We start from the raw sequence: 22,698 nt of genomic DNA on the forward strand, positions 1-22,698 counted from the left end.
AGCGAACAAACGGTCCAGAAAACGCCGCGCAGGCGTCGCCTCACATCCTTGCCGATCAAGCCCCCACTCCTCGTCAAAACGCATTGAGTCCTGTCAGCGCACGTCCCACTACCAGCTGATGCACGGTTTCGGTGCCTTCGTAGGTGATCACCGATTCCAGGTTCAGCGCATGCCGGATCGCCACATGCTCGGTGGTGATGCCGGCCGCGCCCAGCAGGTCGCGGCATTGGCGCGCCACATCCAGCGCCATGCGGCAATTATTCCATTTTGCCAGCGAGATCTGCTCCGGCTGCAGCGTCCCGGCCTCCTTCAAACGCCCGAGCTGCAACGCGAGCAGCTGGGCGGTGGAAATCCGCCGCGCCATGTCGGCCAGTTTGATCTGCGCGCTTTGCGTGGCGGCCAGCGGTCGGCCGAACAGGATGCGCTCGCCGGCATAGGCCAGCGCCTCGCGCAGGCAGGCCACTGCCGCGCCGATCGCGCCCCAGGCAATGCCGTAGCGCGCCTGGTTGAGGCAACTCAGCGGCGCCTTCAAACCGGCCGCCCGCGGCAACCGCATCTGCTCGGGCACGAACACATTGTCCAGGAACAGTCCCGAGGTGACCGACGCACGCAGGCTCATCTTGTGGCTGATGTCCTGCGCGCTGAAACCGGCGCTGTCGGTTTCGACCAGAAAGCCGCGCACGCCATCGTCGGTATGCGCCCAGATAATCGCCAGCCCCGCAATGCTGCCGTTGGTGATCCACAGCTTGGCGCCGTTCAAGCGCCAGCCATCGCCCTCGCGCACCGCGCGGGTCGTCATCGCGGCCGGGTCCGACCCGCCCTGCGCCTCGCTGAGGCCGAAACAGCCGATGACCCGGCCGGCCGCCATTTCCGGCAGCCAGCGCAGCCGCTGTTCGTCGCTACCGTAGGCATGGATGGGGTACATGCACAACGACGACTGCACGCTGACGAAGCTGCGCAGGCCGCTGTCGCCGCGCTCCAGTTCCTGGCAGATCAATCCGTAGGACACCGCGCCCAGGCCCGCACCGCCCTCGCGCACCGGCAGGCTGGCGCCCAGCAGCCCCAGTTCCGCCAGTTCCGGAATCCACTCGCGCGGAAAGCGTCCGGCATCGAAGGCATCGCCGATCGCCGGCACCACCCGCGTATCGGTAAAGCGCGCGACCGCATCCTGCACCGCCCGCTCTTCGTCGGTGAGCAGCGCGCATACGTCGAACAGGTCATCGGGGCGCACCGGCATGTTGGCTTCCATCGCAAGCTGAAAGCGCGATTATCCGCCAGTTGCCGCCCCAACATGGCAGAGCACCAGTCCGGCCCTGGCGCTAACGAAAAGAGCCGGCAATGCCGGCTCTTTTCCAACGACTGCATCGACTGCGTGTCGCTGCGGCTGGCCCGTTACTGCCGGGTGCTCAAACCGTCCTGGCGCACGTTGGAGTCGACCGCCGTCGATGCCATCTGGGTCACCAGCTGGCCATCGACCACCGGCAGACGGTCGCCGGTGGGCTTGTCGTTCATGCGCACGGTCTTTTCGAACCCGTCGTAGCGGTAGGTGACGTCATAAGCCACCACGTTGTCGGCGTCGCCCAGCGAGATGCGCTCGCCCGGCTTGCTGTCCATGCGCATGGTGCCGGTGGTGCCATCGGCATTGCGATAGGTCACGTCGTAGCCGACCACGCGCGAAGACGAGGAGTTGGCATTTTCGGTATGGCACTGACGCTCGGTGCGATCGACGACCCGGCCGCCGACGTGGTTTCGGTCGACGCGGTTACCGATGAAGCCGCCGCCCACCGCACCTGCGGCGGTCGCCAGCTTGCGGCCGTTGCCGCCACCCACCTGGTTGCCGATCAGGCCGCCGATGACCGCACCGGCCACGGTGCCGCCGACGTTACCGTCGCGCTCGGGCAGACGCTCCTGCACCACGACATCGCGGCACACTTCACGTGGCGACGTGCTGGTGGTGGTCTCGCGGACGGCGTTGCTGTTGATCATCTGCGCATACTGCGGCTCGCGTTGGGTGATGGGGGCAACCTTGACCACATCGGCATATTCCAGGCCGCGCGGCGCCGGCTGGCCGTTGGCGACAAAATCGCCAGACGATGGGCGGTTATTCATGAAAGCGGCAGTGGCGGCACCTCCGACCAGCAAGGCACCAGCAGCGACCAGTATAGTTGTCGTATTGCTCTTCATCACCAGCTCCCTGCGGACGCACCGCGTTGTTGACGGCCGTGATTCCAGCATGGGAACCCTGAACGAAAAGGCGCTCGCTCATGAACACGGCGGTTAAGTTCAGCTAGCGGTTACTTCATGCATCTCTAACAGCCGGAACATTCGCATGCGAAATCCCTTGACCGCACGCGCGCTGGATTGGGCCAGCACGCTGCGCTATCCCACCTTGTTCAAGCTGGCCGCCGCGCTGTTTCTGATCGACGTGGTGATGCCGGACCCGATCCCGTTTCTGGACGAATTGCTGTTCGGCCTGACCACGCTGCTGCTGGCCAATTGGAAAACCCGCAAGGCGCCCGCGCCGGAACCGGTGCGCCGCGACTGATGCAGCTGATCGACAGCCATTGCCATCTGGATGCAGGCGAGTTCGACCACGACCGCGCGGCGGTGGTCGCGCGCGCCCGCGCCGCGGGCGTCATGCAACAAGTGGTCCCGGCGATCACCGCCGCCAGCTGGCCGGGCCTGCGTGCGGTCTGCGATCAGGCACCTGGCCTCTACCCCGCTTATGGCCTGCATCCGCTGTTTCTGGACCAACACCGCCCCGAACACCTGGAGCTGCTGGCCGAGTGGATCGAACGCGAGCGGCCCTGCGCGATCGGCGAATGCGGCCTGGACTTCTTCGTCGACGGACTGGATGCGCAGGCGCAACGCGCCTATTTCGATGCTCAGCTGCAGCTGGCCAAGCGCTTCGACCTGCCATTGATCGTGCATGCCCGCCGCGCCACCGAGGAAGTCATCGCCCGCATCAAGGCGACAGGTGGCCTGCGCGGCGTGGTGCACAGCTTTGCCGGCAGCCCCGAGCAGGCGCAGCAGTTGTGGAAACTGGATTTCATGATCGGCCTGGGCGGCCCGGTGACCTACCCGCGTGCCAATCGCTTGCGCGGGCTGGTGGCCAGCATGCCGCTGCAGCACCTGCTGCTGGAAACCGATGCGCCGGATCAGCCCGACGCCGGCAACCGCGGCCAACGCAACGAGCCGGCGTATCTGCGCACGGTATTGGACTGCATCGCCCAGCTCCGCGGGCAAGACCCTGCGCACATTGCTGCGCAGACATCGGCCAACGCACGCAGCCTGTTCGGCCTACCGCACTAGCGCAGCGTGCGTATCAGCGCGCACGGCCAGCACGACAGCGCGCAGGCCACATCACGACGCCGCAACCGCCTCGGCCGCCGGCGTCGCTGCCGCGGCCTTGGGCTTGAGCAACATGTCCAACGCCTTGCCCACGGCCACGAATGCAAAGGTACCGGTGATATGCGTGGCCGCACCCAGCCCTGCACCGCAATCCAGCTTGAGCGTGGCATCGGCATCGAGCTGCGGGCGGATGCCGCAAACGCTGCCATCGGCCTGCGGGTATTTGACGTTTTCCAGCGAATACACCGCGGGCACGCCGAAGTAGCGCTGCGGGTTCTTGGGAAAATTGAATTCGCTGCGCAGCTTCTTGCGGATCAGCGCCAGCATCGCATCGTGCTCGGTGCGCGAGACATCGCGCACGCGCACCAGCGTCGGGTCGGTGCGCCCGCCCGCCGCGCCAACGGTCAACAGCGGCAACTTGCGCCGGCGGCACCAGGCGATGGTTTCCACCTTGACCCGAAAGCTGTCGCAGGCATCGATCACCAGGTCGAAGCCCTCACCCAGCAAGCTGTCGATATTGCCCGAGGTCAGGAAAGCCTCGACCGCGTCGGCTTCGATGTCAGGGTTGATCGCCACGCAGCGCTCGGCCATCGCACGCGCCTTGTTGCGCCCGTATTGCCCGGCCAGCGCCGGCAGCTGCCGGTTGGTGTTGGACACGCACAGGTCGTCGGCATCGATCAGGCGGATGTGCCCCACCCCGGTGCGTGCCAGCGCCTCGACCACCCACGAGCCCACCCCACCCATGCCGACCACCGCCACGCGGCACGCCGACAAGCGCTCGACCGTGCCGACCCCATACAGCCGGTCGATACCGGCAAAGCGTTCACGCCATTGTGCTTTCATCGGCGTATTTTACGCGCCCCGCCCAGGGCGCGCCCACGCTGCCGCAACGAACGTTGCGTCCCAGGAGCCATCGCATGCACGCCCCGCCTCCCACCCAATCACGCGCCGCCCGCTACGCCTTCATGCTGGTGCTGGGCCTGCTGATCGGCCTGGTCGCCACGGTCATGGTGGCCAACGCACTCCGGTCACGACGCGACCCGGTGCCCGATAGCCTGATGCAGATCATGGCCTACCAGTTACGCGCATTGCGACCGGACGCAGGCGCCACCTGCACGCCGATGCAGCAACAGCGACGGCTGCAATCGCTGCGCCTGCTGGCCGACGAAGTCGAGCCGGCCTTCCCTGCGATTGGCGAGGATCGTCGCTTCAGCGAGCACGCGCAGGCATTGCGTGCCGTGCTGGACCAGGCCGCGCGCGTGACGCCGAGCGATTGCAGTCAGCTGGGCGAACTCCACTCCCGCATCTCCGATGCCTGCGAGGCCTGCCACCGCGACTTTCGCTGAGCTTTGATGAATACGACGCTCGGGTTTCGTTAAGCCTGCAGTGTCGTAGTTGGCAGGCCGTTCACCTGGACCATCACAGGATGACGTCGCCGCGGCCCCGGCCGCCTTTTCGAACCACCCCGGAGAGATTTCATGAAGACCCGACTGCTCGTCATTGGCCTGGCTGCAACCGCAACCCTGGTTGGCTGCGCCACCTCCCAACCCCAATACGGCAGCTATCGCGGCGACCGCGGTTATGACCAGGGCTACTCGCAACCGCAGCGCTGCGTGGACTGCGGCATCGTGACCCGGATCGATGAAGTCGGCCCCACCCGCACCGCGCCGACCGGCACTGGCGCCGTGCTGGGCGGCATCGTGGGCGCGGTGGCCGGCCGCCAGATTTCCAAGGAGACCGGCGGCAGTACGGGCAACAAGAACGTGTCGGCCGTGGCCGGCGCCGCTGCCGGCGCGCTGGCAGGCAACGCCATCCAGAACAACGTCACCAGCGCCAGCTTCGACGTGCAGGTGCGCATGGACGACGGCCGCGTGATCGTGGTCAACCAGCGCGACCTGGCTGGCGTGCGAGAGAACGCGTACGTGCGCGTGGTCAACGGCAAGGTCGTGCTGCGCTGATCCTTCCGCCCGGCGGGGCCTATGCCCTGCCGCTGCGTCGCCAGTTGGCAGGCGCCGCGAACGACACCGTTGCAAACAACAAAAAGGCCCGGTGACGGGCATTTTTGTTGCGTGGCTGATGCGCTCCGCGCAGCGGCTCAGACCACCTGCACTGCATCGGCCTGCAGGCCCTTCTGGCCTTGCACGACCGTGAAGCTGACCTTCTGACCTTCCTTGAGACTCTTGAAGCCCTGGATCTGGATCGCGCGGAAATGCACGAAGACGTCTTCGCCATTTTCGCGGCTGATGAACCCAAAGCCCTTGGCATCGTTGAACCACTTCACGACACCATTTTCGCGTTCGATGTTGGACATCTCGACTGACTCCCTACGACACTGTGATGGACGAGCGGTGGTGGCTGTGATTGCAAGGAGGAAGCGAGGTACAAGGATGTAGCGGATCAGGCGATCTACCGCATCAGGCCACGATTCACGGTGACCTTTGCAAACAGCAGCGGCTGCAACTTAACCCGCACAAAATGAATTTTCAAGCACCCCTTGCGCCTTTTTGTCAAGCCTGAATTAGGACCTGTGTAACCATCATGGATACCGTCGTCGTCTACTACGTCCTGGCCACGGCGCTCGTGCTGATCGGCCTGGCTGGCGTCATCCTGCCGGCCCTGCCGGGACTGCCGCTGGTGTTTGCCGGCCTGCTGGTTGCCGCTTGGGCCGACGATTTCACCCACATCGGCTGGGTGACGCTGGTCGTGCTGGGGGTGATCACCGCGCTGTCGTATCTGGTCGACTTCCTGGCCACGCTGTACGGGGCGCAGCGGGTAGGTGCCAGCAAGATGGCATTGTGGGGTTCGGTCATCGGGGGCATTGCAGGCATTTTCTTCCTGCCGATCGGGCTGTTCGTCGGCCCGTTCGCTGGCGCCTGGCTCGGCGAGTACTACCAGACACGCAAATCCGGCCAGGCCACCAAGGTCGGTCTCGGTACCTGGGTGGGCATCATGCTCGGCACCGCCACCAAGCTGGCGCTTGGCCTGTGCATGTTGGGTGTGTTCGCCATCGGCTGGTTTTTCTAGGGCTTTGCAACGGCTCGACGGCGGTGTACGCGCGTCTTGTCCGGGAGGCGCGTAACAGCCACCTGCGCTCACTCGACTGACGCGTGGCGGGGACACTCCATGCGCATACCGGCCTTCGGCAACACGTTGCAGGCAGCTGCTGGGGCGACGCAATTCAACCGAATGTTATGCCGTCGTGTACACACTGCGTATGCAGACGCGACCGTTAAGCTGGGTATCTCTGCGCCTGCCTGGCGCCTTCACTTTGGCCAGACCGCCCATGTCCAAGCACCACACCCGCCCCCTGATGCTGATCGCACTGGCCGCCGCGCCAGTGGCACATGCGCAGGAAATCGCACCGCAGCCGGCCTCGCCGCAAGCCTGCACCTCGGTGACCTCCGATGCCGCTCGCCTGGCCTGTTACGACAAGGCGCTGGGCTACACGCCGCAGCAAACCGCAGAGGCAGATGCCGCAGCGCAACTGGCCAAGCAGAAGGACGCCAAGCCCGACGATACGCGCACCATCAGCCGGGTCGGCGATTTCTTCCGCGCCGACGGCCAGGACCAACCGAAAGAAGAAGCCGTGGCCAATGCCGGCCGCGGCTCCTTGCTGGACCGACGATGGGAACTGGCCAAGGACTCCAAGCTGGGCACCTTCCAGCTGCGCGGCTACAAGCCGGTGTACCTGTTGCCGGCGTTCTGGACCAGCGACACCAACCGCACTCCGCAGTCGCCGAATCCGGCCAACTCGCTCGACACACCGCAGCAGCTGGACAGCACCGAGCTCAAGTTCCAGCTCAGCTTCAAGACCAAGGTGGTGGAAGACCTGTTCGGCGACAACGGCGATATCTGGATGGGCTACACCCAGAGCTCGCGCTGGCAGGCCTACAACGCCGATGCGTCGCGCCCGTTCCGCGAGACCAACTACGAGCCCGAAGCGATGCTGGTCTTTCGCAACAACTACAGCATCTTCGGCTGGAAGGGCCGCATGAGCGGCATCAGCCTCAATCACATGTCCAATGGGCGTGCCGACCCGCTGTCGCGTTCGTGGAATCGGGTGATCCTGAATTTCGGGCTGGATCGCGAGAACTGGGCGCTGACGCTGCGCCCGTGGTTCCGTATCAAGGAAGACCGCGCCGACGACAACAATCCCGATATCGAGGATTACATGGGCCGCGGCGATGCCACGCTGGTGTACAACAAGGACGGCCACGAATTGGCGCTGATCGCACGCCACTCGCTGCGTGGCGGCGACCGCTCGCACGGCTCGGTGCAGCTGGATTACGGCTTCCCCATCACCAACCTGTTGCGCGGCCATGTACAGGTGTTCGATGGCTACGGCGAAAGCATGATCGACTACAACCACAAGGCAACCTACATCGGTGTGGGCGTGTCATTGCTGGAGTGGTTCTAGGCACCGCGCGCAAACCGGCTGCGTTCGCCGCAAGGCGGCAGCAGCCGGTGTTCGGCATGTACTGCTTCAGCGTTGCGAGCCCTACGCGCCGCATGTACTGCTTCAGCGTTGCGAGCCCTACGCGCCATCCGCATTGCCGGCGACGTCGTTTGATCGCCCTGGCCGCGCCCAATGGTGTTGCAGGGTGCTCACGACAAGCGCTGCTGCCGATGATCGCCGGCACACGGGCCGGCGCATCGTGCAAGGCAGTCAAACGGCGAACTGCACCGAGTTGATCAATCGCAGGCCGGCATGTGCGCATGTCGGCCTTTTTCTTCTGCACACCCATGCGGAAAGACATTGCCCGCGGACCAACGCATGTCGCGCTGGCCGAGGCGTGCCTGTGCTCGACTCAGACGTCGAAGAAGTCCACCTTGCCGTCCTGCAAGGTGTAGTACGCACCGACCACGCGCACATTGCCGGCGCGCAATGGTTCGAGCAGTGCAGGTTCGGATGCCGCGCGCAAGCGGTCGACAGTACGCTTGACGTTGGCCTTGACCGAGTCGGCCAGCAGGTTGGTACCGCCCTTGGCCTTGGCGGTCAGCACCGCCGGAACGATCGGCTCGATCATCGCGCCGATTGCGCCAGGGAAGAACGTGTTGTTCTCCACGACCGACACTGCCGCGGCCACCGCACCGCAGCTTTCGTGGCCCATCACCACCACCAGCGGCACGCCGAGCTGGCTGACTGCATATTCGATCGAACCGAGCGCGGTGGTGTCGACGGTATTGCCGGCGTTGCGCACGATGAACATTTCGCCTAGGCCGCGGCCGAACAGGAGTTCCGGTGGCACGCGCGAATCCGAGCACGACACCAGGATGACGAACGGGGTCTGGCCCAGCGCAAGCTCCAGGCGGCGCTTGCTGTCGGAGATCACTTTCTTGGGGCGGTTTTCGACGAATGCGTTGTTGCCGTCACGCAGAATCTGCAGCGCCTGCTCGGCATTCAAATCGGTTTTCTTGGACGGCGCCGCGCGCAAGGCGAACGGCACGGACGCGGCAGCAGCCGCGATCGGCGCGCAACACGCGCACTGAAGCAATTTTCGACGCGATGCGGAATGCGACATGGACGAGGCCCCCTGCTCTGTGGTTGGTGTCGCGATCGTACTATGTGGCGGACGCGACCAAACGGGCGGATGGAGATTGCGATCAAAAGGCGCGGTCCGCGGACGCAGGTTCAGGTCCAGTCCGTCAGGCCCTCCCGGCGATAGGTTTCCTGAAACGCCGGGCGCGCCTTCATCCGCATTGCGTGCGCCTGCAGCGCAGGCCAGGTATCGGTCGGCCGCGGCATGTTGCGCGACCAGCGCATCAGCATGGTCAACATGAAGTCGGCTGCCGACACGGTTTTCCCGAGCAGATATGGGCCGTGGGCCTGCAGATGCGCATCGACCTGGGCCCAGGCCGCTTCGAGCTTGCGGCGGGCGTGCATCTGCGCCGCCTCGGCCTGCCCGGCCCCGGCCGGCTCGCTCGGGTAGAACCAGGCGCGGTACGCCGGCTGCAGGGTGTTGGCGCAGAAGAACATCCACTTGTAGTACGCCGCACGCTCGGGCGTGCCGACTGCCGGGGCCAGCCCGGCCTGCGGATGCAGGTCGGCCAGGTGCAGCACGATGGCTGCAGCTTCCGTGAGCACTTGGCCATCGAGCACCAGCGTGGGCACCACGCCGGCGGGGTTGAGCGCCAGGTACTGCGGCGATTTGTGCTCGCCGCGTTCGAAATCCAATGGGTGCAGTGCGTGCGGAATATCCAGTTCGATCAGCAGCCAATGCACCACCAACGCTGCGGTACTGGGGGAGTGGTACAGCGTGGCGACCATGCGGGGCTCCGGGATCGGTAGGGACAGGCGCGCAAGGCGGGCGACGTCTGCGCGGCGCACGGCGATTGTCGTTGTTTTTACCGCGCTGTCGAAGACCTGTGCCGTGCAATCACTGCTGCACCGACGCGCGCACCGGCACCACGACGCACTCGACACGATGCGGCATGCGCGCATCGTGCCTGCAGCTCACCGGCACCGGCCACACCCGCGCAACGGCAGTGAGGCCGGCTCGATCGCCGCCGTTACTCCACCACCACCGGAATCTTGCCGATCCGCGACTGCCATTGGCGCGGGCCGGTCTTGTGCACCGATTCGCCGCTGGAATCCACCGCGACCGTCACCGGCATGTCCTTGACCTCGAATTCGTAGATCGCCTCCATGCCGAGATCCTCGAACGCCAGCACGCGCGCGGCCTTGATCGCCTTGGACACCAGATACGCCGAGCCGCCGACCGCCATCAGGTAGACGGCCTTGTTGTCGCGGATCGCGGCGATCGCCGCATCGCCGCGCTCGGACTTGCCGACCATGCCGAGCAGGCCGGTCTGTTCCAGCATCTGCCGGGTGAACTTGTCCATGCGCGTGGCGGTGGTGGGGCCAGCCGGGCCCACCACTTCGTCGCGCACCGGATCGACCGGGCCGACGTAGTAGATGAAGCGATTGGTGAAGTCCACCGGCAGGGTTTCGCCGCGGTTGAGCATGTCGATCATGCGCTTGTGCGCAGCGTCGCGGCCGGTCAGCAGCTTGCCGTTGAGCAGGATCACCTCGCCCGGCTTGAAGCTGGCGACTTCTTCCTTGCTGATGGTGTCCAGGTTGACCCGGCGCGCATTGGTCGGGTTGTAGGTGAGCTTGGGCCAGTCTTCCAGCGACGGCGGATCCAGCATCACCGGGCCGCTGCCGTCCAGGGTGAAATGCGCATGGCGGGTGGCGGCGCAGTTGGGGATCAACGCCACCGGCAGGTTGGCCGCATGGGTCGGGTAATCCTTGACCTTGATATCCAGCACGGTGGTCAGGCCACCCAGGCCCTGCGCGCCGATGCCCAGCGCATTGACCTTTTCATACAGCTCAAGCCGCAGTTCTTCGGCACGGTTGGCCGCGCCGCGCGCCTGCAGGTCGACGATGTCGATCGGCTCCATCAAGGCTTCCTTGGCCAGCAGCATGGCCTTCTCGGCGGTGCCGCCGATGCCGATGCCCAGCATGCCCGGCGGACACCAGCCGGCGCCCATGGTCGGCACGGTCTTGAGCACCCAATCGACGATGGAATCGGAGGGATTGAGCATGGCGAACTTGCTCTTGGCCTCCGAACCGCCGCCCTTGGCCGCGACGATCACCTCGACATGGTCGCCGGGCACGATCTTGGTGTTGACCACTGCCGGCGTGTTGTCGCGGGTATTGGCGCGCTTGCCGGCCGGGTCGGCCAGCACGCTGGCGCGCAGCTTGTTGTCGGGGTGGTTGTAGGCGCGACGCACGCCCTCGTTGACCATGTCTTCCACGCCCATGGTGGCGTCGTCCCAGCGCACGTTCATGCCGATTTCCAGGAACACGGTGACGATGCCGGTGTCCTGGCAGATCGGTCGGTGGCCTTCGGCGCACATGCGCGAGTTGATCAGGATCTGCGCAATGGCGTCCTTGGCAGCCGGCGACTCTTCGCGCTCGTAGGCGGCGGACAGATTCTTGATGTAGTCGACCGGGTGGTAGTAACTGATGTACTGCAACGCATCGGCGACGGACTGGATGAGGTCTTCCTGCTTGATCGAGGTCACGGCTGGCTCTACGGCTGGCGGGGGTGCAATCCGGGCATTTTAGAGCAAACCGCAGGCGCGTCCGGGTGCGGCGTCTATCGCTGCGATTGACCGATGCGGCCTTTCGCCGGTGGTCGCCGCAGTGCTGCGATCGTGCTGCGGTGATGGCAAGCCACCAATCCACCGACCGTTGCCGGCGCGGCGGCCGACGGTGAGCCCTGGGCGCCGCGAGGCGAGCACGCGCCTGCCTGGGCCCTGCCCCTTTCTTATGGTTGGCCCCACACCCCGCGCCCACGCCGGGCGCGGCACACTAATACGATGTCAGCTTCCCGTTCCGGCGCTCCTGCGCCCGCCGCCCCCCGTACCGGCCCTACCCTGCGCGAGCGCCTGGATGCGCTGCGCAATCTGCCGCCGTTCCTGCAGCAGATCTGGCAGACCAGCCGCTGGCTGAGTGCCAGCAGCATCGGCTTGCGCGTGCTGCGCGCGCTGATGCCGGTGGCGACGCTGTACATCGGCAAATTGATCATCGACGAGGCGATCCATCTGGTTGGCCAGCCGCAGGCATTCGACTCGTTCGCGCAGGCGCTGGGCAGCGGCCGACTGAACCGGCTGCTGGAACTGCTGGCGCTGGAACTGGCGCTGGCGATCGGCTCGGACCTGCTCGGCCGGCTGGTCGGTTATGCCGATGCGCTGCTGTCGGAGTTGTTCAACAACGCCGCCAGCGTGCGTCTGATGGAACACGCCGCGCAGCTGGATCTGGAGGATTTCGAAGACCCGGACCGGCAGGACAAGCTGGATCGCGCGCGACGCCAGACCATGAACCGCATGAACCTGATGAGCCAGCTGTTTGGCCAGGTGCAGGACGCCATCACCGTGGTCAGCCTGGCGGTGGGCCTGGTGGTCTATGCGCCGTGGTTGATCGTGCTGCTGGCGGTGGCATTGATCCCGGCCTTCATCGGCGAGGCGCACTTCAATGCGCTGGGCTATTCGCTCAACTTCCAGTGGACGCCGGAACGGCGCCAGCTCGATTACCTGCGCCAGGTCGGCGCCAGCGTGGAGACGGCCAAGGAAGTCAAGATCCTCAACCTGCACCGCTTCCTGATCGCGCGCTACCGCCGGCTGGCCGACAAGTTCTTCCAGGCCAACCGTGCGCTGGCACGCAAGCGCGCAATGTGGGGAGCGCTGCTGGCCGCGCTCGGCACCCTGGGCTACTACATGGCCTACGGCTACATCGCCTGGCGCACGGTGCGCGGCGATTTCAGCATCGGCGACCTGACCTTTCTGGCCGGCAGTTTCCTGCGCCTGCGGCAGTTGCTGGAAGGCTTGCTGATCGGCTTTTCGCAGGTCGCAGGCCAGGCGCTGTATCTGGACGATCTGTATTCGTTCTTCAACATCGTGCCGGAAATCCGCTCGCGCCCGAACGCGCTGCCGGTGCCGCGCCCGATCCGCCAGGGCTTCGTGTTCGAAGACGTCGGCTTCCGCTACCCGGACGCGGAACAATGGACGGTGCGGCACCTGGATTTCGAACTGCGTGCCGGCGAAGTGCTGGCGCTGGTCGGCGAAAACGGCGCCGGCAAGACCACCCTGGTCAAGCTGCTGGCCCGGCTCTACGACCCCGACGAAGGCCGCATCCTGCTCGATGGCCACGATCTGCGCGACTACGATCTGGACGACCTGCGCGCCAACCTGGGCGTGATTTTCCAGGACTTCGTGCGCTATCACCTGAGCGTGGGCGAAAACATCGGCGTGGGCCAGGTGGATGCGATGGACGACGCGCCACGTATCCGCGCCGCCGCACAACGCGCGATGGCAGGCGAGCTGATCGACAGCCTGCCCGACGGCTACGACCAGCTGATCGGGCGGCGCTTCAAGAACAGCGTGGATCTGTCCGGCGGGCAATGGCAGAAGATCGCCATCGCTCGCGCCTACATGCGCGATGCGCAGCTGATGATCCTGGACGAACCCACCGCCGCGCTGGATGCGCGCAGCGAATTCGAGGTGTTCCAGCGCTTCAAGGAACTGTCGGACAACCGCACCGCGGTGCTGATTTCGCACCGTTTCTCCAGCGTGCGCATGGCCGACCGCATCCTGGTGCTGGCCGCAGGCCGCATCGAGGCCAACGGCACCCACGACGAGTTGATGGCCCAAGGCGGCCGGTATGCGGAATTGTTCGAATTGCAGGCGGCGGGGTATCGGTGAGGTCGGGATTTGGGAATCGGGAATGGGGAATCGTTAGAAGCGGCGCTCCTGCGGCTGACAGGTACTGAGCCTGCGGATCCTGAAGAGGCACAGATCGTTCGGCACTGCACCCCATTCCCGATTCCCGATTCTCCATTCCCACCAAATGAGAGTTCATCTCATTTGGCCGGCTTGAGGTAGAATTGCCGGGTACTCTTCCCACGACACTTACCGGTATGTCTTCCGCTTTTGGCGCCGAAACGGTGCTCAAGGTCCGTCACTGGACCGATGCCTACTTCAGCTTCACCACGACCCGCGATGCCGGGTTCCGTTTCGAAAACGGGCAGTTCGTGATGATCGGGCTGGAAACCGAAACGCGTCCGTTGCTGCGTGCGTATTCGATCGCCAGCGCCAATTGGGAAGAACATCTGGAGTTCTTCAGCATCAAGGTGCCGGACGGCCCGTTGACCTCGCGGCTGCAGCACATCCAACCGGGCGACAAGGTGCTGGTCGGCAGGAAACCCACCGGCACGTTGCTGATCAGCGACCTGCACCCCGGGCGCAACCTGTATCTGCTGGGCACCGGCACCGGCCTGGCGCCATGGCTGTCGATCATCAAGGACCCGGAAACCTACGAGCGTTTCGACAAGGTGATCCTCACCCAGGGCGTGCGTTTCGTGCAGGATCTGGCCTACCGCGATTACTTCGAACGCGAGTTGCCGCAGCACGAATTCCTCGGCGACCTGCTGCGCGAGAAATTGCTGTACTACCCGGCGGTCACGCGCGAAGCCTTCGCCAACCAAGGCCGTTTGACCGAACTGATGGCCGATGGGCGCATGCAGCAGACGCTCGGGTTGCCGACATTGGATCCGGCCAACGACCGCTTCATGATCTGCGGTAGCCCGCAGATGCTGGCCGACCTGCGCACCCTGCTCGATAGCCGCGGTTTCCAGACCTCGCCGCGCATCGGCACGCCGGGGCATTACGTGTTTGAGCGTGCATTCGTCGAAAAGTGACGTGGCACCGGTGAAATACCAGCACGTTGCGGCGTTTCGTTGAAGCACCCGATGTCGTAGAAGCGCAGCCGGGCGCGACGAGGCGTTACGGGAAAAGCTCCGTCGCGCCCGGGTGCGCTCCTACGGTTCAACACCATGCCTGCCGGATCACGCGCCCAACGCGCGCTCGATGTCGGCGGCCAATGCTTCCGGCTTGGTGGTGGGCGCATAACGTTCCAATACGCGGCCGTCGCGGCCGATCAGGAACTTGGTGAAGTTCCACTTGATCGCTTCGGACCCGAGCACGCCGCGTTGTTCGTGCTTGAGCCATTGCCACAGCGGATGCGCGCCGTTGCCGTTGACCTCGATTTTTGCTGCCAGCGGAAAATCCACCGCATAGTCGAGCGAGCAGAACTGGCGGATCTGCGCCGCATCGCCCGGCTCCTGATGCCCGAATTGATCGCATGGAAAGCCGATCACCACCAGCCCACGTTCGCGATAACGCTGCCACAGCGCCTGCAGCCCCGCATATTGCGGCGTAAACCCGCACTTGGAGGCAACATTGACCACCAGCAGGACGTTGCCGGCGTAGTCGCGCATCGACTGGGTGCGGCCTTCCAGGTCGGTGAATGCGAAGGTGGAGATGTCGCTCATGGTTGCCCTGCGGTGTGCGAAACGGGCAGCGTACCGTAGCCGCCTGCACGGCGGCCACGCAGCGGCCGAAAGATTGCAGCAGGCAACCGTGCGGCAGATCGCCTGCGGCGCGGCAGGTCGGGAGCGTCAAGCAGACGCCCTGGGAGCTCGGCAAGCTCACCCGAACACAGCTAGCTCGCAAGGTGCCAAGGGGTGCAGCCGGCACACGTCCGCCGGCGGTACAGGCCCAGCTTGCATCGACTCGTACCCTCGCAACGCGAGCAACGGTTGTGCCCGCCTGCTCGCGTCGTCTTGGCCTGGCAGCCATGCCTTTTGTCACACGCCTGTCCCGACCGGCTGGGTTAGCCTCGGGGGTTCGCACTTTGGAGCAACTCTCTTGACCACCCGTCTCGCTTTTGCCCTGGCCGCCGCCCTGGGACTTGCCATGCCGTCCTACAGCATCGCCGCCCCCGCTGCCACGCAGGCCGCCACCCAAGCCAACCCCTTCTTTGCCCACAGCACGCTGCCGCTGCATTACCCGCAGTTCGACAAAATCAAGGACAGCGATTTCGCACCTGCCTTCGATGCCGGCATGGCCGAGCAGCTGAAGGAAGTCGAAAAAATCGCCAACCAGAAGGCCAAGCCCAGCTTCGAGAACACCATCATCGCGCTGGAAAAGAGCGGCGCCACGCTCGATCGCGCCACCACGGTGTTCTTCAATCTGGTGGGCGCAGACACCAACGACGCGCGCAAGAAACTGCAGGCCGACTATTCGGCGAAGTTCGCAGCGCACCGCGATGCCATTTCGCTCAACGGCAAGCTGTTTGCACGCATCCAGAGCCTGTACGAGCAACGCGCCACGCTGGGGCTGGATGCGCAGGGCGTACGCCTGGTCGAGAAGTACTACAGCGATTTCGTGCGCGACGGCGCCAAGCTCTCCGACGCCGACAAGACCACGCTCAAGGCGATGAATGCCGAGCTGGCCAACCTGGGTACCACGTTCAGCCAGAACGTGCTGGCCGAGGTGAATGCTGCCGCTGTGGTCGTGGATGACGTCAAGCAACTGGACGGTTTGTCGCAGGAGCAGATCGCCGCTGCCGCCGAAGCGGCCAAGGCGCGCAAACTCGATGGCAAGTACGTCATTGCCTTGCTCAACACCACCGGCCAGCCGCCACTGACACAGCTGAAGAATCGCGAGCTGCGCAAGAAGATCTACGACGCCTCGGTGTCGCGCGGAAGCCACGGCGGCCAGTACGACAACACCGCGCTGGTCTCGCGCATCATGAAGCTGCGTGCCGACAAGGCCAAGCTGCTCGGCTTCCCCACCTATGCCGCCTACTCGCTGGAAAACCAGACCGCCAAGACGCCTGAAGCGGTTAACGCAATGCTGGGCAAACTGGCGCCGGCCGCGGTGGCCAATGCCAAGCGCGAAGCCGCCGATCTGCAGGCGATGATCGACAAGGAACAAAAGGCCGCGCGCAAGCCGACCTTCAAGCTCGAAGCCTGGGACTGGGCCTACTACAGCGAAAAAGTGCGCCAGGCCAAGTACAACTTCGACGAATCCCAGCTCAAGCCATACTTCGAGCTCAAGAACGTGCTGGAAAACGGCGTGTTCTATGCGGCCAACCAGGAATACGGCCTGACCTTCAAGCAGCGCACCGACCTGCCGACCTACCGCGACGACATCACCGTCTACGACGTGTTCGATGCCGACGGCAAGCAGTTGGCGATCTTCATCGCCGACATGTATGCGCGCGAATCCAAGCGCGGTGGCGCATGGATGAACTCCTATGTATCGCAATCGGCGCTGACCGGCTTCAAGCCGGTGGTGGCCAATCACCTCAACATTCCCAAGCCGCCGGCCGGCCAGCCGACGCTGCTGACCTGGGATGAGGTGACCACCATGTTCCATGAGTTCGGGCATGCGCTGCACGGCATGTTCTCCGACGTCAAATACCCGTATTTCTCCGGCACCAGCGTGCCGCGCGACTTCGTCGAGTTCCCCTCGCAGGTCAACGAGATGTGGGCCGACGAGCCATCCATCCTGAAGAACTACGCAAAGCATTATCAGAACGGCACCCCGATGCCGCAGGCGTTGCTGGACAAGGTGATTGCCGCATCCAAGTTCAACCAGGGCTTTGCCACCACCGAGTATCTGGGTGCGGCGATGCTGGATCAGAACTGGCACCAGGTCAGCGCCAGCCAGGTGCCGGACGCTGCCGGCGTGATGGCATTCGAAGCCAAGGCGCTGCAGCAGGACGGCATTGCCTACGCGCCAGTGCCCCCGCGCTACAAGACCCCGTATTTCAGCCACATCATGGGCGGTTACGCGGCAGGCTACTACGCCTACATCTGGTCGGAAGTGCTGGACGCCAACACCCAGCAGTGGTTCAAGCAGCACGGTGGCCTGAGCCGCGCCAATGGCGATCGTTTCCGCAAGACCCTGCTTTCGCGCGGCGGTAGCGTGGATGCGATGGAGCTGTTCCAGAACTTTGCCGGGCATGCGCCGCAGATCGAGCCGCTGCTCGAAAAGCGCGGTCTCAGCGCGCAAGGCGGCGATGGCGCCACTCCGGAAGCGCCGCAGTCCAAGCCATAAATCGGCTGCACGATCCGCGCACGGTCATCAGGCCGGGTGCTTGGCAACAGGATCGGCATGTCCCGTGCGGGCATGCCGGTCTCCGACACCAGACGAGCCATCCAACTGCTCGCAATGTATCGGCAAGTCCTTGTTCGAGAACAGATGAGAGGACAACGCCGCCCCGGGCGATCAGGGCGGCTTTTTGCTGGCTGTAGTTGCAGCGCCTTGTCGCACGCGCAACGCGCAGTGCTTAGAGTTCGACCGCGTCCACGCCGTCCAGGAGCTTTCTCAGCAGCTTCTCCAAACGCAGCTGCTCGGCCTCGCTCATGCTGGCGGTTTCTGCATCCAACAGCGTACAGGCATCGGGCAACAGTCTTTCGATCAAGGCCAGGCCCGCGGGCCGCAGCGTCAGTACGATCTTGCGCCGATCTTCGGGGCTGCTGGTGCGCGTGATCAGGCCTTTCTCGCACAGCTGATCGGTGAGCCGGGTGATGTTGGCCGGCTTTTCGCTGGCGGCTTCGGCCACCTCGGTCGGAGTGATCGACTGCTCCGGTGTGCCATAGAGCATCATCAGAATTTCGTATTTCGGCGGACTGATGCCATAAGGCTTGAGCCGCACGCACCCGAGTGTATGCAGGCGCTTGTGGAGATGCTTGATCAGTCTCACCAATATTGCCGGCTCCCGCGGGAATGCCGGATAACGCACGCAGGTGTGGTCCACGCGACTTGCGGTTGAGTCGAAACTACTCATATCACCCGTTGGAGTACGTTGCTGAATGGCCGGGCCATTCAATCACAACATGCGCGATGCAACACCTCAGCGCGCGAAGAGATGTACATATTCCGGTGCGACCGAAGGCAATAATGTGGAGGCAGCGACCTCAGCCATCTGCGTGCCATCCGAGTAGGGACCCACCTGATAGGGCGGAAACACAAAGCGCACGGCAGTGATCTGCCCAGTTGCATTCAACACCGGGACGAACTGCGCAAAATTTTCCACCTGCGCGGCGGTGCCTTCGGCAATCATGCGGTCGGCCGACGCTACCTGCTCAGCCTGCTCTTCTACCGGCACGCGATCGGCCTGGACACGCTGGGTCGCTGCTGCATGCAATTGCGCCGCGACCTCGCGGCCGATCTTTTCCCAGCCTGCCGGATCCGGAATCAGCGCCTGCGCGGTCAATTGCTTGCGCTCCTTGACCAACCAGACGAAGCGCGCCACCAGCGGCTCGCCGTGCGCACCACCGGTGTACCTGCTGCCGTCGGCGGAAATCACGATCAGTTCCGGGGTCTGCAACACGGTTTCGAAGGCCAGCGACAGCTCATACGGCGCGGGCGGCTTGTCGTTGCCCAGACCCGAGACTGCCTGCATCAGTTCGGCACGCGCATCCTGGGCATAACCGCGAATGAGCGCAGTGAGTTCCGGATATGCATCCAGCCCGCGCGGATAGCTGATGCCCACCATGTAAGCCGGCGCATGTTCGATCACATCTTCCAGCGGGCCGCTCTGTACGACGGTCGGCTCTGCAGGCGCTGCCGCCGCGGGCGCCGCATCGGCGGCCGGCGCGCTTGGCTCTGCCGTTGTCGGTGCGCGCTGCGTACATCCCGCCAACACGGCCAGCACCAGCAAGCCCTGCACTGCCTTGACTCCAAGCAACCGCCCCATTACCACCTGCTCCCCTGATATGACTTGTGTTACGAAAAGACCCGCTGCTGGTCAGGCCAGCAAATCGTGATACTGCGGATGTCGACGCACGTATGTATCGGCATAGCTGCACGCCGCAACCACCTTCAAATCGTGTTGCCGCGCGAATGTCAAAGCGTCCTCGACCAATGCCGCGGCAATTCCGCGTCCGCTGACCGCGTCCGGTACCTGCGTGTGCGTAATGGTCATGATCTCACCCTCGCGCCGATAGGCGAGCTCGGCGCGATGTCCATCGGTGTCTATGTTGAAACGCTGCCGGTCCGGATCGTGTTCTACGTGCACTGTCGACGCCTCTCTCAAGTTCTGCGCCAGCAAGAAGTGGTGGTCAGTGTGACCAGCGCGATGCCGCGCCTGCGTGAAAGTGAATCGCTGCTGTGATCGGCTGCCCAGCTTGCGCAACGCGGCCTCAAGTTCGCCCGGGGAGCGCCGATAGCTGACCCGAAGGCAATCGCGGCAACCGGTGTGCGGTAGCAGCGACGTCTTCGTCTTACCTACGAGGGAGCCACCGCATGAACAACGATTCGGCAGGACACAGCGCAGACAGCGACAGCTCGTTGCTGGAGGGCCTGTTCCAGTTCGCCCTCAAGGGCGACACCCACAATCCGGATTTCACGCAGCTCAACGATACGGTGTACGAGCGCCTGCAGCAGGCGTACGGCGTGGCATCCAGCGCCGACCAGAAACGCAACGCGGCCTGAGCTGGCGCATCGTTGCACAGCGGACTCATCCGCTGTGCAGCCGTTGATCGCATTTCATAAGTCTGTCGAGACCGTGCCACCGCGCGGTCGGACATGACTGGGCCTTATCGAGCCGGGTTCTCGCCCGCTTCCCGCAACGGGCCGGTCCGTCCCCCCAGCAGTCGTTGGGCATCCCATCGCGCGATCTGCAATCACGCGTTCGGCGTGCAGAAGGGACGCGCTGCGCGCAATCAAACGTCACTCTGTACCTGCGGCAGCGTCCAGCGCGTCGAGCTTGGGCAGCGTAACCGCCGCGCATTGCGCTCAGCCGAAGCGCGGATTGGACAGCTGCTCAAGAAACACCTGCCACACGCGCGGTTCCATGATCAGCATGAACATCACGCCGAACGCGGCGCCGGCCAGATGCGCGCTGTGGTTGATGCGATCGCCGCCGCGGCGGTCCATCCACAGGCTGTAGCCCACATAGAACACCGCATACAGAATTGCCGGGGCCGGAATGAACAGCACCAGGATGATCGTCCATGGTTGCAGCAGGATGAAGGCAAACAGCACCGCCGACACCGCGCCAGAGGCGCCCAGACTGAGGTAATTCGGATTCTTCTGGTTCTTCAGGTAGCTAGGCAGGATCGAGACCACCAGTGCGGCCAGATAGAACAACGGATAGGTCAGCACGCTGCCGGTGAGCTGGGCCATCACGTTCTCGATCACCCGCCCGAAGAAGAACAGCGTGATCATGTTGAAGATCAGGTGCCCCAGGTCGGCATGGATGAAGCCATAGGTCACCAGGCGGTCGTATTGCTTGTGCTTGTCCACCGCCGGCGGCCACAAGATCAGCCTGTCGCTCAACTTGCGGTTGTTGAACGCCATCCACGAGACGATGCCGGTGATGGCGATCAGGATCAGGGTAATCATGCAGACCTCAGGCAGTACGGTAATTGTCGACCATGCGATACCGGCGTGCGTACAAGCCGAAGGCAAGTGCCGCCAGGAACGCGAAGGCCGCGAAGAAGAACATCAAGAAGGCCGCTTCGCTGAGCCCAGTATCGGCGATATGCGCAGTCACCGTCGCGTTGCGCACCGCCAGGTTCGACAGCAGCACCCATAGATTGCCGACGGTGGTGGTGAGATACCAGAAACTCATCACCACCCCCTTCATCGACGGCGGCGCCTGGCTGTAGGCGAACTCGATACCGGTGGCCGACACCAGCACCTCGCCGAAGGTGAGCAGTGCGTACGGCAGGATCTGCCAGGCGATGTGCATCGGCTCGCCACCGTCCATCACCATCTGGATCGCGCCTACCGCAATCCAGGCCACGCCACTGAAGGCGATGCCGCTGGTCATGCGGCGTAACGGGGTGGGCTCCCAGCCGCCACGTCGCAGCAGCGGGTACAGCACCAGGTTGTTGAAGGGGATCAGCAGCATCACCAGCAGCGGATTGAGCGCCTGCATCTGCGAGGCGGTGAACCAGGCCGGCATGGTCATCTCGCGCCCCTGCAGCACCCAGGTCGAGGCCTTCTGGTCGAACAACGAAAAGAACGGCGTCACCAGCGCGAAGATCACCAACACCCGCAACAGCGCACGCACGCCTTCCACCGCAACATCCGGATGGGTGCCCCGCGCGCGTTCCAGCTGCCACCAGGTCCCGCCGCCGATCCCGGCCAGCAACAGCACCAGCGCAATGCACAGGCACACCACGATGCCCAATTGCTCGACCAGCGCGAAGCCGGCCAGCGCCAGCAACACCGAGACGACCGCCAGCATCAGGCCCGGACGCCCCTGCCCGGGCGCGTGCGTCAATAACGCCGTACGCACCACCGCGCCGAACCCATGCGGGTCCTTCGGCGGCAGCGGCACCAAGACATAGCGCTTGCGCCCAAGCCAGAACACCAGCGTGGCCACGAACATCAGGATGCCCGGGATGCCGAATGCCCAGGCCGGGCCAAGATTCTTCAGCGCCAGCGGAATCAGCAGCGAGGCGAACAGCGAGCCGAAGTTGATGATCCAGTAGAAGGCGTCGAACACCACCTTGGCCAGGTGCTTGTTGGACTGGTCGAACTGATCGCCCATGAACGAGGCCACCAGCGGCTTGATGCCACCTGCGCCCAGCGCGATCAGGCCCAGACCCAGAAAAAACCCGTCGCGGCTGCCTTCAAACAGCGCAAGGCAGGCGTGCCCGGCGCAATACACCAGGCTGAACCACAGGATGGTGTTGTACTTGCCGAAAAAGCGGTCGGCCAGCCAACCGCCCAGCAACGGGAAGAAATACACCCCGATCATGAAACTGTGCAGGATGTGCTTGGCCTCGGCTTCGCGCCCCGGCCCGCTGATTTCCTGCAGCAACAGCGAGGTGATCAGGAACTGCACCAGGATGTTGCGCATGCCGTAGAAGCTGAAACGCTCGCAGGCCTCGTTGCCGATGATGAAAGGAATCTGGCGCGGCAGCCGCGCGCCGGCAGAAGCGCCTGGCGAGATGGAGGTGGTCAAAGGCAGTCCGGTCATGCTGAAAACAGGCCCTATCGTACCGGCGCCCGACCGCCGGCCGCCATTGCCGCCCG

At 64.3% G+C, this 22,698-nt stretch carries 24 protein-coding genes; 10 read left to right on the forward strand and 14 right to left on the reverse strand.

Going from position 1 to position 22,698, the window contains the following annotated elements; translation table 11 throughout:
- Nucleotides 1-73: 73 nt before the first annotated feature.
- Together ACCQ03_RS10885 and ACCQ03_RS10890 are read right to left on the reverse strand one after the other, a co-directional pair.
- On the reverse strand, nt 74-1,249 hold the full coding sequence (locus tag ACCQ03_RS10885; protein ID WP_162267527.1) for an acyl-CoA dehydrogenase family protein: 1,176 nt from the start codon (nt 1,247-1,249) through the stop codon (nt 74-76).
- Nucleotides 1,250-1,392: 143 nt separating this feature from the next.
- Entirely contained in the window at nt 1,393-2,184 is a 792-nt protein-coding gene (locus tag ACCQ03_RS10890; RefSeq protein ID WP_209225337.1) for a glycine zipper 2TM domain-containing protein, read from the reverse strand.
- Nucleotides 2,185-2,329: 145 nt separating this feature from the next.
- Between ACCQ03_RS10890 and ACCQ03_RS10895 the strand changes: the two genes are divergently transcribed.
- The gene (locus ACCQ03_RS10895; RefSeq protein WP_057678452.1) at nt 2,330-2,545 is read left to right on the forward strand and encodes a DUF6116 family protein; all 216 of its coding nucleotides are present in this window, start codon (nt 2,330-2,332) and stop codon (nt 2,543-2,545) included.
- A complete protein-coding gene (locus ACCQ03_RS10900; protein ID WP_209225339.1) occupies nt 2,545-3,312 on the forward strand; it encodes a TatD family hydrolase in 768 nt (255 codons plus the stop codon). The genes ACCQ03_RS10895 and ACCQ03_RS10900 overlap by 1 nt, the downstream gene beginning before the upstream one ends.
- 51 nt (nt 3,313-3,363) lie before the next feature.
- Here ACCQ03_RS10900 and ACCQ03_RS10905 read toward each other — a convergent pair whose 3' ends face one another.
- Complete coding sequence (locus ACCQ03_RS10905) at nt 3,364-4,194, reverse strand: tRNA threonylcarbamoyladenosine dehydratase (protein ID WP_057678450.1); 831 nt, start codon at nt 4,192-4,194, stop codon at nt 3,364-3,366.
- A gap of 74 nt (nt 4,195-4,268) precedes the next feature.
- Between ACCQ03_RS10905 and ACCQ03_RS10910 the strand changes: the two genes are divergently transcribed.
- Together ACCQ03_RS10910 and ACCQ03_RS10915 are read left to right on the forward strand one after the other, a co-directional pair.
- Entirely contained in the window at nt 4,269-4,697 is a 429-nt protein-coding gene (locus ACCQ03_RS10910; protein ID WP_057678449.1) for a cytochrome c, read from the forward strand.
- A gap of 132 nt (nt 4,698-4,829) precedes the next feature.
- Nucleotides 4,830-5,309 (forward strand): glycine zipper 2TM domain-containing protein, encoded by a 480-nt coding sequence (locus ACCQ03_RS10915; protein ID WP_017155734.1) that lies wholly within the window; start codon nt 4,830-4,832, stop codon nt 5,307-5,309.
- A gap of 137 nt (nt 5,310-5,446) precedes the next feature.
- On the opposite strand, the gene ACCQ03_RS10920 is transcribed toward ACCQ03_RS10915, so the two are convergent.
- Nucleotides 5,447-5,662 carry a cold-shock protein gene (locus ACCQ03_RS10920; protein ID WP_003483561.1) on the reverse strand — a complete coding sequence of 72 codons (216 nt, stop codon included), beginning with the start codon at nt 5,660-5,662 and terminating at the stop codon, nt 5,447-5,449.
- 227 nt (nt 5,663-5,889) lie between these two features.
- On the opposite strand from ACCQ03_RS10920, the gene ACCQ03_RS10925 reads away from it, so the two are divergent.
- Together ACCQ03_RS10925 and ACCQ03_RS10930 are read left to right on the forward strand one after the other, a co-directional pair.
- The gene (locus ACCQ03_RS10925; RefSeq protein ID WP_039569613.1) at nt 5,890-6,375 is read left to right on the forward strand and encodes a DUF456 domain-containing protein; all 486 of its coding nucleotides are present in this window, start codon (nt 5,890-5,892) and stop codon (nt 6,373-6,375) included.
- 259 nt (nt 6,376-6,634) lie between these two features.
- Nucleotides 6,635-7,768, forward strand: a complete 1,134-nt coding sequence (locus tag ACCQ03_RS10930) for a phospholipase A (RefSeq protein WP_039569611.1) — start codon at nt 6,635-6,637, stop codon at nt 7,766-7,768.
- A gap of 391 nt (nt 7,769-8,159) precedes the next feature.
- Here ACCQ03_RS10930 and ACCQ03_RS10935 read toward each other — a convergent pair whose 3' ends face one another.
- From ACCQ03_RS10935 to ACCQ03_RS10950, 4 genes are all read right to left on the reverse strand, one after another.
- The gene (locus ACCQ03_RS10935) at nt 8,160-8,798 is read right to left on the reverse strand and encodes a carbonic anhydrase (protein WP_017155731.1); all 639 of its coding nucleotides are present in this window, start codon (nt 8,796-8,798) and stop codon (nt 8,160-8,162) included.
- 185 nt (nt 8,799-8,983) lie between these two features.
- Nucleotides 8,984-9,619, reverse strand: coding sequence for a glutathione S-transferase family protein (locus tag ACCQ03_RS10940; RefSeq protein WP_057678448.1), 636 nt, complete (start codon nt 9,617-9,619; stop codon nt 8,984-8,986).
- A 109-nt stretch (nt 9,620-9,728) separates the two neighbouring features.
- Complete coding sequence (locus ACCQ03_RS10945) at nt 9,729-9,824, reverse strand: hypothetical protein (protein ID WP_017155729.1); 96 nt, start codon at nt 9,822-9,824, stop codon at nt 9,729-9,731.
- 37 nt (nt 9,825-9,861) lie between these two features.
- A complete protein-coding gene (locus ACCQ03_RS10950; RefSeq protein WP_057661651.1) occupies nt 9,862-11,379 on the reverse strand; it encodes a fumarate hydratase in 1,518 nt (505 codons plus the stop codon).
- Nucleotides 11,380-11,676: 297 nt separating this feature from the next.
- Here ACCQ03_RS10950 and ACCQ03_RS10955 point away from each other — a divergent pair, with 297 nt between their 5' ends.
- Both ACCQ03_RS10955 and ACCQ03_RS10960 read left to right on the forward strand, forming a co-directional pair.
- Nucleotides 11,677-13,557 (forward strand): ABC transporter ATP-binding protein, encoded by a 1,881-nt coding sequence (locus tag ACCQ03_RS10955; RefSeq protein ID WP_017155727.1) that lies wholly within the window; start codon nt 11,677-11,679, stop codon nt 13,555-13,557.
- Between the two features lie 215 nt (nt 13,558-13,772).
- A complete protein-coding gene (locus tag ACCQ03_RS10960) occupies nt 13,773-14,552 on the forward strand; it encodes a ferredoxin--NADP reductase (protein WP_209225341.1) in 780 nt (259 codons plus the stop codon).
- A gap of 147 nt (nt 14,553-14,699) precedes the next feature.
- Here the strand turns inward: ACCQ03_RS10960 and ACCQ03_RS10965 are convergent, their stop codons facing one another.
- A complete protein-coding gene (locus ACCQ03_RS10965; protein ID WP_057679840.1) occupies nt 14,700-15,185 on the reverse strand; it encodes a glutathione peroxidase in 486 nt (161 codons plus the stop codon).
- 376 nt (nt 15,186-15,561) lie between these two features.
- Here ACCQ03_RS10965 and ACCQ03_RS10970 point away from each other — a divergent pair, with 376 nt between their 5' ends.
- The gene (locus ACCQ03_RS10970) at nt 15,562-17,760 is read left to right on the forward strand and encodes a M3 family metallopeptidase (RefSeq protein WP_209225343.1); all 2,199 of its coding nucleotides are present in this window, start codon (nt 15,562-15,564) and stop codon (nt 17,758-17,760) included.
- Nucleotides 17,761-17,992: 232 nt separating this feature from the next.
- On the opposite strand, the gene ACCQ03_RS10975 is transcribed toward ACCQ03_RS10970, so the two are convergent.
- From ACCQ03_RS10975 to ACCQ03_RS10985, 3 genes are all read right to left on the reverse strand, one after another.
- Nucleotides 17,993-18,493, reverse strand: coding sequence for a MarR family winged helix-turn-helix transcriptional regulator (locus ACCQ03_RS10975; RefSeq protein WP_209225454.1), 501 nt, complete (start codon nt 18,491-18,493; stop codon nt 17,993-17,995).
- A gap of 66 nt (nt 18,494-18,559) precedes the next feature.
- Nucleotides 18,560-19,405 carry a DUF3298 and DUF4163 domain-containing protein gene (locus ACCQ03_RS10980; protein ID WP_057679837.1) on the reverse strand — a complete coding sequence of 282 codons (846 nt, stop codon included), beginning with the start codon at nt 19,403-19,405 and terminating at the stop codon, nt 18,560-18,562.
- A gap of 51 nt (nt 19,406-19,456) precedes the next feature.
- Complete coding sequence (locus ACCQ03_RS10985; protein WP_209225457.1) at nt 19,457-19,726, reverse strand: GNAT family N-acetyltransferase; 270 nt, start codon at nt 19,724-19,726, stop codon at nt 19,457-19,459.
- Between the two features lie 227 nt (nt 19,727-19,953).
- On the opposite strand from ACCQ03_RS10985, the gene ACCQ03_RS10990 reads away from it, so the two are divergent.
- Nucleotides 19,954-20,142 carry a hypothetical protein gene (locus tag ACCQ03_RS10990; RefSeq protein WP_209225345.1) on the forward strand — a complete coding sequence of 63 codons (189 nt, stop codon included), beginning with the start codon at nt 19,954-19,956 and terminating at the stop codon, nt 20,140-20,142.
- A 303-nt stretch (nt 20,143-20,445) separates the two neighbouring features.
- Here ACCQ03_RS10990 and ACCQ03_RS10995 read toward each other — a convergent pair whose 3' ends face one another.
- Nucleotides 20,446-21,054, reverse strand: a complete 609-nt coding sequence (locus ACCQ03_RS10995; protein WP_003483519.1) for a rhomboid family intramembrane serine protease — start codon at nt 21,052-21,054, stop codon at nt 20,446-20,448.
- A 7-nt stretch (nt 21,055-21,061) separates the two neighbouring features.
- Nucleotides 21,062-22,642: a POT-type proton-dependent oligopeptide transporter gene (locus ACCQ03_RS11000; protein ID WP_061112159.1), complete on the reverse strand. Its 1,581-nt coding sequence runs from the start codon at nt 22,640-22,642 to the stop codon at nt 21,062-21,064.
- Nucleotides 22,643-22,698 lie beyond the last annotated feature (56 nt).

The sequence above is a fragment of the Xanthomonas sp. NCPPB 3569 genome (assembly GCF_041475645.2).
Taxonomy (GTDB): domain Bacteria; phylum Pseudomonadota; class Gammaproteobacteria; order Xanthomonadales; family Xanthomonadaceae; genus Xanthomonas; species Xanthomonas phaseoli.